Source organism: Streptomyces sp. NBC_00341, from assembly GCF_041435055.1.
In the GTDB taxonomy this organism is placed as follows: domain Bacteria; phylum Actinomycetota; class Actinomycetes; order Streptomycetales; family Streptomycetaceae; genus Streptomyces.
Map to the genome: position 1 here is coordinate 1165189 of NZ_CP108002.1, position 12484 is coordinate 1177672.

The 12484-nt window shown below is 70.9% G+C and carries 14 protein-coding genes and 2 pseudogenes; 8 read left to right on the forward strand and 8 right to left on the reverse strand.

Translation table 11 applies throughout. The annotated features are described in order from the left end of the window. Window positions 1-111: 111 nt before the first annotated feature. Window positions 112-619, forward strand: a pseudogene (locus OG892_RS05070) (hypothetical protein); the annotation flags it as partial. A 1-nt stretch (window position 620) separates the two neighbouring features. On the opposite strand, the pseudogene OG892_RS05075 reads toward OG892_RS05070, so the two are convergent. The 3 genes and pseudogenes from OG892_RS05075 to OG892_RS05085 form a co-directional block, all read right to left on the reverse strand. After that, a pseudogene (locus tag OG892_RS05075) lies at window positions 621-1303 on the reverse strand (transposase); the annotation flags it as partial. A gap of 161 nt (window positions 1304-1464) precedes the next feature. Continuing rightward, window positions 1465-2196 carry a dienelactone hydrolase family protein gene (locus tag OG892_RS05080; protein ID WP_371628579.1) on the reverse strand — a complete coding sequence of 244 codons (732 nt, stop codon included), beginning with the start codon at window positions 2194-2196 and terminating at the stop codon, window positions 1465-1467. A gap of 334 nt (window positions 2197-2530) precedes the next feature. Beyond that, a complete protein-coding gene (locus OG892_RS05085; protein WP_328867766.1) occupies window positions 2531-3862 on the reverse strand; it encodes an aminotransferase class I/II-fold pyridoxal phosphate-dependent enzyme in 1332 nt (443 codons plus the stop codon). 35 nt (window positions 3863-3897) lie between these two features. Here OG892_RS05085 and OG892_RS05090 point away from each other — a divergent pair, with 35 nt between their 5' ends. Further along, window positions 3898-4593 carry a pyridoxamine 5'-phosphate oxidase family protein gene (locus OG892_RS05090; protein ID WP_073739834.1) on the forward strand — a complete coding sequence of 232 codons (696 nt, stop codon included), beginning with the start codon at window positions 3898-3900 and terminating at the stop codon, window positions 4591-4593. Between the two features lie 57 nt (window positions 4594-4650). Here the strand turns inward: OG892_RS05090 and OG892_RS05095 are convergent, their stop codons facing one another. The 3 genes from OG892_RS05095 to OG892_RS05105 form a co-directional block, all read right to left on the reverse strand. Further along, complete coding sequence (locus tag OG892_RS05095) at window positions 4651-5607, reverse strand: DMT family transporter (RefSeq protein WP_371628580.1); 957 nt, start codon at window positions 5605-5607, stop codon at window positions 4651-4653. Between the two features lie 152 nt (window positions 5608-5759). Then, on the reverse strand, window positions 5760-6764 hold the full coding sequence (locus tag OG892_RS05100; RefSeq protein ID WP_371628581.1) for a DMT family transporter: 1005 nt from the start codon (window positions 6762-6764) through the stop codon (window positions 5760-5762). A 136-nt stretch (window positions 6765-6900) separates the two neighbouring features. Further along, entirely contained in the window at window positions 6901-7341 is a 441-nt protein-coding gene (locus OG892_RS05105; RefSeq protein ID WP_073739844.1) for a nuclear transport factor 2 family protein, read from the reverse strand. A gap of 87 nt (window positions 7342-7428) precedes the next feature. Between OG892_RS05105 and OG892_RS05110 the strand changes: the two genes are divergently transcribed. Continuing rightward, window positions 7429-8016, forward strand: coding sequence for a TetR family transcriptional regulator (locus tag OG892_RS05110; protein ID WP_371628582.1), 588 nt, complete (start codon window positions 7429-7431; stop codon window positions 8014-8016). Between the two features lie 9 nt (window positions 8017-8025). Here OG892_RS05110 and OG892_RS05115 read toward each other — a convergent pair whose 3' ends face one another. Beyond that, entirely contained in the window at window positions 8026-8568 is a 543-nt protein-coding gene (locus tag OG892_RS05115) for a Clp protease N-terminal domain-containing protein (protein WP_073739826.1), read from the reverse strand. 243 nt (window positions 8569-8811) lie between these two features. Here OG892_RS05115 and OG892_RS05120 point away from each other — a divergent pair, with 243 nt between their 5' ends. Then, window positions 8812-9006 carry a hypothetical protein gene (locus tag OG892_RS05120; protein WP_073739842.1) on the forward strand — a complete coding sequence of 65 codons (195 nt, stop codon included), beginning with the start codon at window positions 8812-8814 and terminating at the stop codon, window positions 9004-9006. Window positions 9007-9084: 78 nt separating this feature from the next. Continuing rightward, a complete protein-coding gene (locus tag OG892_RS05125; protein ID WP_073739824.1) occupies window positions 9085-9516 on the forward strand; it encodes an SRPBCC family protein in 432 nt (143 codons plus the stop codon). Window positions 9517-9649: 133 nt separating this feature from the next. Here OG892_RS05125 and OG892_RS05130 read toward each other — a convergent pair whose 3' ends face one another. Continuing rightward, entirely contained in the window at window positions 9650-10276 is a 627-nt protein-coding gene (locus OG892_RS05130; RefSeq protein WP_073739822.1) for a PadR family transcriptional regulator, read from the reverse strand. Between the two features lie 222 nt (window positions 10277-10498). Here OG892_RS05130 and OG892_RS05135 point away from each other — a divergent pair, with 222 nt between their 5' ends. The 3 genes from OG892_RS05135 to OG892_RS05145 all read left to right on the forward strand — a co-directional run bounded on the left by OG892_RS05135 (window position 10499) and on the right by OG892_RS05145 (window position 12480). Beyond that, window positions 10499-10897 (forward strand): hypothetical protein, encoded by a 399-nt coding sequence (locus OG892_RS05135; protein ID WP_371628583.1) that lies wholly within the window; start codon window positions 10499-10501, stop codon window positions 10895-10897. Between the two features lie 9 nt (window positions 10898-10906). Further along, window positions 10907-11758 (forward strand): class I SAM-dependent methyltransferase, encoded by an 852-nt coding sequence (locus tag OG892_RS05140; protein ID WP_328867761.1) that lies wholly within the window; start codon window positions 10907-10909, stop codon window positions 11756-11758. 158 nt (window positions 11759-11916) lie between these two features. After that, the gene (locus tag OG892_RS05145) at window positions 11917-12480 is read left to right on the forward strand and encodes a DinB family protein (protein WP_328867760.1); all 564 of its coding nucleotides are present in this window, start codon (window positions 11917-11919) and stop codon (window positions 12478-12480) included. The last annotated feature ends 4 nt before the right edge of the window (window positions 12481-12484 follow it).

Below are 12484 nucleotides of genomic sequence, written 5' to 3' on the forward strand. Positions count from 1 at the left end.
GGGCCCTGTACCTGCCGGCGCGAACCAGTTTCTCGCGTGGCGGCGATGCCACCCCGGGGGCATCCTGTGGGCACCTGCGATCGCGAGGACAGCCGAGAAAAGGGTCCTGTTATGGCGGCGTCGTCGCAGGGCGTTACGGTCGTGGTTCTCCTCGCGGACCCGGATGCACCGACGGAGATCGCGCAGCGCATGGCCCGGATGCTTCCTGATCGGCTCGCCGACAAGTCAGGCCAGGGACGACGGTTCGACGTCAAGGTGGTCAGCGAGCCCTTCACCGCAGGAACCGAGGACCCACGCACCTTGATGCACCGTGTCATCGACCGCGGAAGCGCAGAGAACTGGGACATCGTCGTGGCCCTCACCGACCTTCCCCTGCACGCACACCAGCGCAAGCTCGTGGTGGATCTGAAATCACGAACACGGCGTGGCGCTACTGTCCCTTCCGTCATTGGGGGGCTGGCGGCTGCAGAGAAAGGCCCGGCGGGCCGTGGAAGAAGCCGTACTCAGCTTGGCGGACCCACGGGCCCGCGGGGTTGAGGGAGCTCCGCGAAGCCAGCAACCCCTGGAGCCGTTCGTGGGGCGTCTCGCACCTATCCATCCGGACCCGGTCGATGAGGACGGGCAAGGGGGGTGGTCTCGGGCAGGTTGGATAGCCAGAACTGGACGGGCTCGTCCTGGTCGGCGGGCCACTCCGCCAGCAGTCGGCGGACCGGAAGCTCGGCGGTGGTCGTGGCCTGGCGGATCTCGCGCCCGGCGGGCCTGATCCGCAGGGCAACGAAGCGGGAGTACATGCGTTTCACCCCGCTGCGGCCGCTGCCCGGCCGTGATCCCTCCCTCCACTGCACCGGCCGTTCGGAGGATTTGCCGGCCGCGATGACCATGTCCTTCACTCGCTGTGCCGACTCGGGACAGGCAGGGACCGGCCGCCGGCCCCTGCCGAGGCAGGTGGGGTCGACGGCCGTGCTTCCTCGGGTTGTGCGGTGGTTGTTGTCGAGATGCCCACCACGTAGTCGAGTCCGCGTGTCTCCAGGGCGAGCCGGAAGGCGGCGGTGTCCCCGTAGCCGCCGTCGGCGATGACCGGGGGCACGTCGATGCCCCAGGACTGCGTCTCGTCGATCATGTCGAGGGCCGGCTGCCACTTCTCGACATGGCCCACCTGGGCAGGGATGGCGCACCTGTCACGGCGGGCCACCTTGGCCGGATCGGCCTTCGGTGGTGCGGGATCCCAGCTCCCGGGCAGAAACAGACGCCAGTTCACCGCCGCCGAGGCGCCGTTGGAAGCCAGGTGAAGCGAGACTCTCGCGTAGAGGTGCTCGACCCGAGCCTTCTTGGCCGCGTAGTGCAGACGCTGCCCCTCGTCATCGTCGATCTGTCGAACCTCAACTCTGCCGGCCACGCCGACCAGCTTCAGTGAACGCGCCGATCGGGATCCCCCTCCCGACCGGCGCGTCGCGGGCCCCAGTATCAGCCGAGGTGCCGGCCGAAGAACCTCAGCGTGCTCTCCAGCTCGAATGCCGGGATCTCCCCGTGCTTGCCGGGGTTGGCGTGCAACGATTTCTCGGCCGAGGCCAAGGCGTCGAACAGCGCCAAGCTCTGAACCCGCGGCACCCGCTCATCGTCCCACTGCACCAAGAACTCCACTGGGACGGTGATCCGCGCGGCAGACTCGGCCGACGCCAGCACCCCGCCCAAGCCCAGTACCGCCGCGCGGACCCGTGGTTCGGCAGCGACGAACGGAACACCGAGTCCGCATCCCAGCGAGACCCCCCAGTAGCCCACCGGGCCGACGCCGACGTATGCGAGTTGCTGAACCGCGTCCAGGATTGCCCGCCATTCCGGCACGGTCTGGCGGGCAACGAGCGCCTGGAAGCCGGCGATCAGTGGGGCCAACTCTTCACCGGCTTCCACGCGAGCCTGGTTCTCGGTCGCGATCCGGTCGTACTCCTCAACCTTTGGCCGGTCGCCATGGGCGGGAACGTCGACCGCCACGACCGCGAAACCGCGTTCGGTCACGAAGCGGCGTGCACGAGCCAGGACGTCAGGGGCCTTCTTGTGCTGACCGCCACCGTGTCCCATCAAGATGAGCGGACGAGTGTCGACGGCACCTTCCGGTGTCCACAACACGCCAGGAATCTCGCGGAGGGTGAAGAGCTGTTCGCAGACGCCGTCGGACAACGTCTCAGAGATGAAGCGCATAGCGATTCATGCCTTTCGGGATGCCTCTGCGGGCACTCCCTAGGCCATGCGAGGGAGGGAGGCCCGACCTGTCAAAGCGTTGATCGGTCTCACCTCCTCAGTTCGCAGCAGTGCACGGCGGCAGGAACGTATCACGAGGGTGTCCGCGCCGGCCTGGGCCGGTGACGCCGACAGGGCGAACGTTGCCTGGCGCGGCACCAGCCAGCCCCGCACAGCGGATTGGGACCGCAGATCCCTGCTCCCGGCAATGCGCCCGAGCCGCTGACCGAGGTGCTCGCGCTGTTCCGCGTCCGGGCCGGTGAGCGCCCTCCCGTCTCCCCGCCGGAGCACCCGCTCAGCCGTAGCTCAGCGGCCGGACGGGCCCTGCCGCTGCCGCCACCGCGTCCGCCAGCGGACCGATGTCCGCGTCGACGAGCGGGGACACGGTGATCCGGATGCCCTGGGGCGCGGACATCCGGAACCGGGCCCCGGGCGCCACCGCCCACCCCGTGTGCAGCAGCCGCGCCACGGCCCCGGTCTCGTCGCTCACCGGGACCCACACGTTCATCCCGCTCCGGCCGTGCGCCTCGACGCCCCGGGCCTCCAGCGCCCGCACCAGCGCGTCCCGGCGCGACGCGTACGACCGGGCCACCTCGCGCGGATCCACGGCGCCGGAGGTCCACAGGTGCACCATCGCCCGCTGCAGCAGTTTGCTGACCCAGCCGGGCCCCAGCCGCTGCCGCCCCGACACCCGGTCGGCCGTGACCGCGTCACCCGTCAGCACGGCGACCCGCAGATCCGGCCCGTACGCCTTGGCCACCGAACGCACGACCGCCCAGCGGTCCGTGGCGCCTGCAAGGGTGTGCAGCGGCAGATCGACGATGGCGTGCCCGTGGTCGTCCTCGATCAGCAGCACGCCCCGGTGTCCCGCGAGCACCGCGCGCAGTTCGGCCGCGCGCCCGGCACCGATCGCGGCTCCGGTCGGATTCTGTGCCCGGCCGGTGACGACGACCGCACGGGCGCCCGCTCGCAGCGCCGCTTCGAGAGCGTCCGGCAGCGGCCCGTCGTCGTCGAGCGCCACCGGGACGGGGCGCATTCCCAGCGCGGGCACGAGATCCAGCAGGCTGCCCCAGCCCGGGTCCTCGACGGCGACCGCGTCGCCCGGTCTGAGATGGGCGGTGAGCACCCGCTCGATCGCGTCCAGCGATCCCGAGGTGGCGATCACCGGCCCGGCCGGGACGCCGTCGGCGTCGAACGCGCTGCGCGCGAGCGCGGCGAACTCCGGATCCACAGGCGCCTGCGCGTACATCCCGGGCGCCTGTGCGTACGCCTCGGTGACCGCCGCGAACGCCTCGCCCAGGGCGGGCAGCAGCGCCGGATCGGGATCTCCCGTGCCCAGGTCCCGCACCCCGGGCGGCGCCTCGATCCGCAACGATCCTCGCGCGGTGCTCGCGGGGCGCGGCCGGACCCGGCTGCCCCTGCGCCCGGCCGTCTCGATCACCCCGCGCTCGCGCAGGGTGCGGTAGGCGGCCGCCACCGTATTGGGATTCACCTCCAGCAGAGCCGCCAACTCCCGCATAGGAGGCAGCACTTGACCGGGGGCCAGCTCCCCCGAGCCGACCGCCCGCTCCACGCTGGCCGCAATTTCCGATGCACGCCGTCCGGTGATCCGATACTCTCCTAGCACAAAGAACAGTATGCACTAGTGCAATGGAGTACGCAATGCCGGACACCCAACCGCCGCGGACCACGGGCCCGGACGCCGCGGCCGCTTACGAACCGACCGGGCGCACGGTCCCGACCCGCTCCCGCGAACGGGCCGCGTACGACCGCGAGCAGATCCACTCGATACTCGACGAGGCCTATGTCTGTCACCTCGGCTTCGTACGCGACGGCGCCCCCGTCGTCCTTCCGACGCTCTTCGGCCGGATCGGTGAGCGGCTCTACGTGCACGGCTCCACCGGCTCCCGCCCGCTGCGGACGGCGGGCGGGAGCTCCGACGGACTCGCCGTGTGCCTGACGGTGACGCATGTCGACGGGCTGGTGCTGGCCCGCTCCGCCTTCCACCACTCGCTCAACTACCGCTCGGTGGTGGTGCACGGGACCGCGCACGCGGTGACGGACCCCGAGGAGCGGCGCACCGCGCTCGACGCGATCGTGGAGCAGGTGGTTCCGGGGCGCTCGCGGGACTCACGTCCGGCCAACGAGAAGGAGCTGGCGGCCACCGCCGTGCTCCGGCTGGATCTGCGGGAGGTGTCCGCGAAGGTCCGCACCGGCGGCCCGAACGACGAACCCGAAGACCTCGCACTGCCCCACTGGACGGGCGTCGTCCCGCTCACGCACGGATTCGCGGCCCCCGTCCCCGCGGCCGACCTCGATCCCGCCATCGCGGTTCCGGACTACCTCAAGGCACTCTGAACCACCCCGGACGGCGGACCGGCCCTCGCCTGACAGTGGACCGGCCCGCCGGCTCCGTCAGGCGTGGGCGGCCGCCGCACGGCGGGCGTCCGCCGCGCTCCGCATCTCGGCCACCGCCAGCCCGGCCACCGCTGTGAGCAGCAACAGGGTCCCGGCGACGGTGGCGGCGGTGAGCTCCTCGCGGAGCACCACGACGGCGATGAACGCCGCACTCACCGGTTCGAGAAGCATGATCACCGAGACGGTGGCAGCGCGCACCACCGCGGCTCCCGCGAAGTAGAGCGCGTAGGCGAGTGCGGTCGGGATGGCGGCGACGTACGCCATCAGGGCCACCACCTGCACCGGGTGCGCGGTCGCCGGCACGATTCCCTCACCGGCCGCCATCGGCAGCAGCAGCACCGCAGCGATGGCGAACGCCCAGGCGCTGGTCGCGAGCGCGTCGGCCCCGCCACCGTCCCGGCCGAGCCAACGGGTCAGCAGGGTGATCGACGCGTATCCGGCCGCGGAGAGCAGGGCCAGCGCGATACCGGCGGGCCGCACCGTACCGGCGTCGCCGCCGAGCACCAGTACGGCCAGCCCGGTCAGCGCGCCCGCCACCGCGGCGATCCCGCCGCCGCCCAGCCGCTCGCCCATGGTGATCCGGGCGCCGACGGCGATGAGGACGGGGCCCGCCCCGAGCGTGACGACGGTCCCGACCGCGAGGCCGGTGACCTGGACCGCGGCGAAGTAGGCGGTCTGGAAGACGGTGAGCCCCACACCGGTACCGACGATCCGCAGCAGCCGACGACGACGGGGCTCGGCAGCGGCTGCGGCCCGCGCGGGCCGCAACGCCAGCGCGGCGAGCAGGAGGACGAGGCCGCCCGCGCATCGCCAGAACGACAGCGCGAGGGGGCCGAGATCACTGGCCCCGAAGACCAGCGAGGCGGCGGCACCGGCCGTACCCCAGGCCACTCCGGCGATGATCAAATAGCACAGGCTCCGCCCGGCGGACAGGCCGGAAGCAGGATTCGACACGTGACTTCTCCAAGGAAGACGGGAAGGTGGTCGCTCCGCACGCGGGCAGCGACGAACCGCTCGGGGACTGCCCGAGCCCGGTCTTCGTCAGAGGTGGCCGCCCGCGCTAAGCGGCGGGAGGCGGAAGTACGGTGAGATGCATGATCGTCACCCTACGAGGCGGCACGGCCCGGGGACAACTCCCCCTCGGCCCCTGCGAGCTCACCGCCCGGCCCTGAGGCGACGGGTCCCGAGGGCGCCTTCGGTGTCGAGGACTGCGCGATGAAGGCACCGAACAGCACCAGGAAACCGCCGATGAGCTGCGGGGCCGCGAGATGTTCCCCGAGCAGGACCCAGGCGAGCACGGTCGCGATGACCGCTTCCAGACAGGCGACGACGCCCGCGACGGCCGGGGACAGCATCCGCACCGAGATCACTCCGGTGACGTACGCGATGACGGTGGCCAGCAGCACGATCCAGACGAGCAGCAGCCAGGCGGGCACATCCGTGCCGTTCATGGCGGTGCTCCCCCCGAGCAGGGACCAGTCCATGCCCCAGGGCCGGGCCACCACGGTGAGGACGGCGGTGCCGATCAGCAGCCCATAGGCGATGACCCCGAGCGGGTGCGGAGTCCCGGCACCCGCCCCCTGCTCGCCGCTGCCCTGATCGGAGAGGACGAAGTAGCCGACCTGGCAGCAGGCGGCGGCGAGTGCGAGCAGCAGGCCGACGACGTCGAAGGTCAGCCCGGACCACACCTCGACCACGCACGCCAGACCGCCCACGGCCAGGACCACGCCCACCGCGGCCGCCCGGGTGACCGGGCGGCGCTGGACGAAGCGCACCCAGCCCAGGACGAGCGCCGGCGCGAGGTATTCGACCAGCAGCGCCACACCGACCGGGATGCGCGAGATCGCCACGAAGTAGCAGGCCTGGACGCCCGCGACGGCGAGCAGGCCGAAGCCCAGCAGCAGCGCGGGCCGGCTGCGCACCAGAGCGCGGTGGCGCCAGGCCACCGGGAGCATGACGAGCGCGGCGCCCGCCACCCGGAGCCACACCACGTGGAGCGGGTCGAGCCCCGCCTCGATCAGCGGCTTGGCCGCCACTCCGGAACCGCCGAATGCGAAGGCCGAGGCGAGGGCGATTCCCAGGCCGGCGCTTCTCCCCTGAGACGCGTGCATCGGCACATCATGACAGCTGCCGTCAGGAGCGTCACCCCGGTGACACCTGACGCGGGTCACACCCCGCCGTCACCGCCTCCCCTCCTGCGAGAACCCCCCACGGGAAGCCGCCGGAACCTCCCTCCAGAACCGCCCGTCAGGACCGCCCGGCGGCCGATGCCACCGCACGGGCCACCGCGGGCGCGTCCATGTAGTCGCGGACCCGGGTGATCAGACCGTCGCTGACCTCGATGATCAGCAGTCCGGGGACGCGGGCCCGCTCGCCCCCGGCGAACTCCACCACGACCACGTGTCCGGCGATGACCGTGCCCGGCTCTGTGGCCCCGTGCACGACCACGTCCGTAATCTCGACCACCCGGAACGGGCTGGCGCCCCAGGCCGCCCGGTAGCCCGCCCGGACCTCCTCCCGGCCCTCGAACCGCTCGGGAAAGCCGGGCGCGGAGAACGGGAACTCGTGCACCGCGTCCACGGCGTACAGATCGGCCAGACCGTCCGCCGACTTGTCTCTCATGGCCTGGTGATACCGGTCCAGTACCGGGCGGAGCGCGGGAGAGCCGGGCGCCTGCGAAGCCGTCATGGACATCACTCCATTCACTCAACACCTGTTGAGTGAATTAGGCTACGGGCCGTCTTGGCTTCGGTCAACAGTTGTAGAGTCACCCCTGTGACCAGTCCTCCCGTCTCCCGTGCCGACCGTCGGCGAGCCACCGAGGCGCGCATTCTCGACCGCGCCCGGGAGCAGTTCGCGACCAAGGGCTTCGACCGCACCACCATCAGAGCGGTCGCGGCGTCGGCCGACGTCGACCCGGCCCTGGTGATGCAGTACTTCGGGTCGAAGCGCGGGCTCTTCGCCCAAGCCGTGCAGGCACCCCCGGCGGCGCAGGCGTCGGCGGACGGCGCGGCACTTCTGGATCAGCTGCTGGCCACCCTGGGCGTCAAGCTCGGTGGCCTGCCCGACGGCACACTGGCGCTGCTGCGCTCCATGCTCACGGACCCGGCCTCGGCCGATCACGCCCGGCAGACGCTCGGCCGGCAGATCTCCGGCATCGCCGGCGCACTGCCGACGGACGGGGACGGAGACGGGGACGGCCAGGACGCGGAGTTGCGTGCCGCACTGATCGTCACCACGATGCTGGGCGTCACCATCGGCCATCATCTGCTGGGGCTCGACGCCATGCGGGATGCCCCGGCAGGACGCATCGGCACCCTGCTCCGCCCGGCCCTCGCCGCTCTCGCCCGGCCGCCCGACTGAGCCCGGCGGTCAGCCCAGGCCGGAGGCCTCGCCGATCCGGTCCGCGAGCAGCACCGTGTCGACTCCCGCCCGCTCCAGCACCTCGACGGCCCGGCACTGCCGGTCCGCGGCCAGCGCCCCAAGCAGATCGAGACCGCCTGCCCGCTCCCGACCGCGGAGCCCCGCACGCCGGTGCGCCTCCTCCATCGCAGAGGCGGCGGAGGGCGACCAGCCCTCCACCCCCGCGCCCGGTGCGCCCGACACCACCGGAATCGCTCCGGAGTCCTCGACAGCACCCTGCCAGCGGAGCCCGTAGCCGATACTGCGCTGGACGAGATAGCCGAGCACCCTGGCCAGCTGCGGTCCGCCGTCGAAGGCGGTGCGGACCGCGGGGTCGGACTCGATCAGGGAGTGCAGCAGATGAGCTGTGTCGATCTGCTGATCGCCGTCACGGAGGGCGCGCCTGCGCGCACCCGTCACCACGACGGCCAGCTCGTCGGTGAGCTCGGCGTCGGTCTCGGCACGGTGGTTCGGTGCGGGTTGCTGAGGAATCCGCGGTGTCCGGTTCTGCACACTCCCACCTCATCAGCCCTGACGGACCGGATCGTCCCCGGAGAGGCCCATTGACACATCCCACCCGAGTTGGGCACAGAAGCGCGACTCCTCCTCCTTACGGATGAGATCGCGCCGTTCTGGAATCCAATCCCGGGAATCGGCGCGCGCCGCCTTGCCCCGCGCTCCTCGAGCAACCGGAAACGCCCCCGCGCACGTCCCACAGCCCGGAGCACTGTTGCGGCGGCGGGAGGGGTGCCGGAGGTGAGCTGGCTGGTCGCCCTGCCCGCACTCGACGGGCGTGACTACGTCTACCGGGTCCACGCGCCCCGCGACGCGCTGCCCGCCGACCTGTTCTGGGCGGCGTTCCACTGCCACGACGACGGTCCGCACCCGCGCGCCTCCGACCGCTTCGACTCCGCGCGGATCTGGCGGATCGGAACAGAACCCTGGATCTGACAGTTCATCAGTATTGAATGTTCAAGCCTCTGCGGCTACGTTCCGCGACACCGTAACCCGCCGAGAAGGGGTGGTCGCATGGCCGAAGTCAGTGCAGAGGCGCGCATCGAGGCACCGGCCGAGAAGGTCTGGGCCCAGCTGACCGACTTCAGCACGTACGGGGAGTGGAACGCCACCCACACCAGCTTCCCGAAGGGCGGACCGGACACGCTGGAGCTCGCGGGGACCTATGAGGAGAACATGAAGCTCATGGGGTTCCCGGCCGAGGTGACGTGGACGATCGCCGAGCTGGATGACGGCCGCCTGCTGACGACCACCGGGAAGGGCCCCATGGGCGTCAACCTGAAGATGCGCTACGCGCTGACACCGGACGGGGACGCCACCACGGTCCGCATCGACGGCGAGTTCACCGGGGCGGCGGTCTCCCTGATGGCCGGAAAGCTCAAGGATTCGGCCACTGCCGCCCTCATCGAGTCACTGCGCAAACTGGACGGGCTGATCATCGCCTGAAAGCCGACGGACGGCCGTACCGGCGGACCGGCCGCACACATCCCAGCCGTTCGCACAGCGGCATCGAAAAGGTCCCGCGGGACGTCCGCGGGACCTTTTCGACGTACAGCTCCTCAGTCTTCGCACCGCCGGCTCAGTGCTCGTCGGCGAGAATCAGGTAGAGCTTCTTGCGGGCGTCGTTGATGACCGTGAGCGCCTTGTCGCGCTGGTCGGCGGAGCCGGTCTTCCAGACCTGGCCGAACGCCTCCATCAGGCCGAATCCGGCCTGCCGGATCTCGTTGACGCCTTCCCAGTCGACGCCGCGGCCGGCCTCTTCCCAGGGCGCCTCGGGTCCCGACTCCACCTCGGTGCGGCCGGCGTCGGTCAGCGTGAACAGCTTCTTGCCGCCCTCACTGGCACTGACGATCAGGCCCTCGTCCTCCAGGAGCTGAAGGGTCGGGTACACCGAGCCGGGACTGGGCCGCCAGGCCCCGCCGCTGCGCTCGCCGATCTCCTGGATCATCTCGTAGCCGTGCATCGGCCGGTCCTTCAGCAGGGCCAGGATCGACGCGCGTACGTCACCGCGGCGCGCCCTCCCCCGGCCACCGCCCCGGCCGCGCCCGCCCCCGAAGGGGCCACCGCCGAAGGGTCCGCCGCCGAACGGCGGTCCGAACTGCCCGAAGGCCGCCCGGCGCCCCTCGAAGTCACCCCGTCCGCGCTCGCCGTGCCCGCCGGGGCCATGCCCGTGTCCATGTCCGTGTTCGTATCCGTGTGATCGCATGACTGCACTCCTTCTATCGTTGATCGGTCGCGATGCTTCAACGATATATCGGAACCGGTCGCCTGACAAACCCCCTGCTGAAACCGGTGTCCTGTGACAGCGAATCTCGTTCGATTGACACTGAACTTTGACCGTCGCGGTTGGAGGCACGGTGGGGGGAACCGGCTCATGCGTACGGAGACCCGGCGTTATCCGCCTTTGAGCTGGACTTTCTTGAGTCTGGTGAGCGTTGTCGCGGGTCGTTGGGCCAGTTGTGGAGTACGCGGTTCGAGGGCGTCCAGCCGGTACTACTTCGTACGCCTTGCTGACGGGCGGGCCAGGGTGGTCGATGTCCGGTCCGCGGCGGAGGTCTTCGAGGAACCGCTGCCGTTGTGGTCGGGAGCCGGGCGGGTCAGCGATCGGCTGCAGGTCCTGCCGGTGCTGTTCCATCTGCTGTGGTCCGGGCGGCTGGGCACGGACCTGGAGTCCGTGGTGCTGGGGGCGGACAGTCCCGTCTGGACCCTGCGAGACCTGCGGAGGACCGCTACCAGCAGGGCCCTGCCAGGAACAACGCCGGACGTGCTCACAGCGCTGCCGCCAGAAGGCATACCGGCAGCGGAAGGCCCAACCGGCCCCGCCTAGGCTGGCGCGGTGACTGATGAGCAGAAACGGGTGCAGCCGTCGGGAGTGTGGGCCACGGCGGTGGGGGTGGCCAGGGTGCGGGCGCTGGAGACCGAGCGGGAGAACGCGCTGTTCCGCGACCCACTGGCACAGGCCTTCGCCACCGCCGGTGGCCTATGGCCCTCCTCGCCGCCGCTGCCCGATGACGAGGCCGCGCGCCGCCGTCGGCTGGCCGTGTCGTTCTCCATCGTCATCAGGACGAAGTTCCTCGACGACCTGTTGCAGCAGGCCTCCGCGTCCGGGGTCCGGCAGGTCGTGCTGCTCGGCGCCGGCATGGACAGCCGGGCCTTCCGGATCGACTGGCCCGAGGACACCCGGCTGTTCGAGGTCGACACCGCCGCGCCACTGGACTTCAAGGCTTCGGTGCTGCGCCAGGAGCGGGCCGTCGCACGCTGCGAGCGGATCACCGTCGCGGTGGATCTGCGTGAGGACTGGCCAGCCGCGCTGGCCGCCGCAGGGCACGACCCGGCCGCGCCGACCGCGTGGATCGGCGAAGGACTGCTGATCTATCTGCCCGAGGACGCGGTGGAGCTGCTGCTGGCCCGGATCAGCGCGCAGTCGGCAGCCGGCAGCCGGATGGGGCTGACGTTGGGCTCGCGCGGCGTGATCGAGCGCTTCGGCGCGGACGCCGTGCCGGGATCGGCGGCGTCCATGTGGGTCTCGGAGATGCCCGACGACCCGGTGGGCTGGCTGGCCGGGCACGGCTGGGAGGCCGAAAGCCACACCCTGCGCGAGCGCGCTGCCGCCTACGACCGCCCGATCAGCACCCCGCCGCAGCGCGAGGAGCGGCCCGGCGGGCTGATCTCGGCGGTCCGCCGGTAGAGCGCCTCCCGGCGGTCAAACTTCAGTGGCAATCGGTCAAGGTTCACTGTCACAGGACACGGTCGTCACCTGCGTCAGTGGTTGTTGATCGATTGCAGGCGAAGGCCGACCGCGGACTGCGACGATGACTCTCCTCGACGGGTCTGTAATGTGCGGCAATGACAAGAAGCGAGCGGCTCGCGGAGCAACTGGACTGGTACTGGCGCAAGAACCTGCGGCCACGGCTGGACGGTCTTACCGACGAGGAGTACTTCTGGGAGCCGGTGCGCGACTGCTGGAGCATCCGCCCGCGTGGCACGTCGGCCGCACCGATGTCGGCAGGTTCGGGGAAGTGGACGATCGACTCCGCATCCCCCGACCCGGTGCCGGCACCGGTGACCACGATTGCCTGGCGGCTGGCGCACATCACCGTCTCGTGCCTGGGCTATCGGGTCGGATGGCACTTCGGCGGCCAGGACGTCGACTCCCGGACATTCGCCTACGCGGGGACTGCTGCCGAGGCGCTGGAGCAGCTCGATAAGATGTATGGGAGATGGAACGCGGGGGTCCGCAAGCTCTCGGACGCCGACCTGGACAATCCACCCACGGTGGGTCCCGAGCGATTTCCCATGGAGGGCATCGTCCTGCACGTCAACAGGGAGCTGATCCATCACGGCGCCGAGATTTCCCTGCTGCGCGACCTCTACCGCCGGCAGGACGGAGCCGTACCGCACCGAATATGACGTT

What these genes read in the sequence shown, in the direction of transcription:
- OG892_RS05130 (WP_073739822.1), bottom strand. Translation starts at nt 10,276, where the DNA reads ATGCGATCACACGGATACGAACACGGACATGGACACGGGCATGGCCCC.
- OG892_RS05090 (WP_073739834.1), top strand. Translation starts at nt 3,898, where the DNA reads ATGCCGGACACCCAACCGCCGCGGACCACGGGCCCGGACGCCGCGGCC.
- OG892_RS05080 (WP_371628579.1), bottom strand. Translation starts at nt 2,196, where the DNA reads ATGCGCTTCATCTCTGAGACGTTGTCCGACGGCGTCTGCGAACAGCTC.
- OG892_RS05105 (WP_073739844.1), bottom strand. Translation starts at nt 7,341, where the DNA reads ATGACGGCTTCGCAGGCGCCCGGCTCTCCCGCGCTCCGCCCGGTACTG.
- OG892_RS05125 (WP_073739824.1), top strand. Translation starts at nt 9,085, where the DNA reads ATGGCCGAAGTCAGTGCAGAGGCGCGCATCGAGGCACCGGCCGAGAAG.
- OG892_RS05145 (WP_328867760.1), top strand. Translation starts at nt 11,917, where the DNA reads ATGACAAGAAGCGAGCGGCTCGCGGAGCAACTGGACTGGTACTGGCGC.
- OG892_RS05100 (WP_371628581.1), bottom strand. Translation starts at nt 6,764, where the DNA reads ATGCACGCGTCTCAGGGGAGAAGCGCCGGCCTGGGAATCGCCCTCGCC.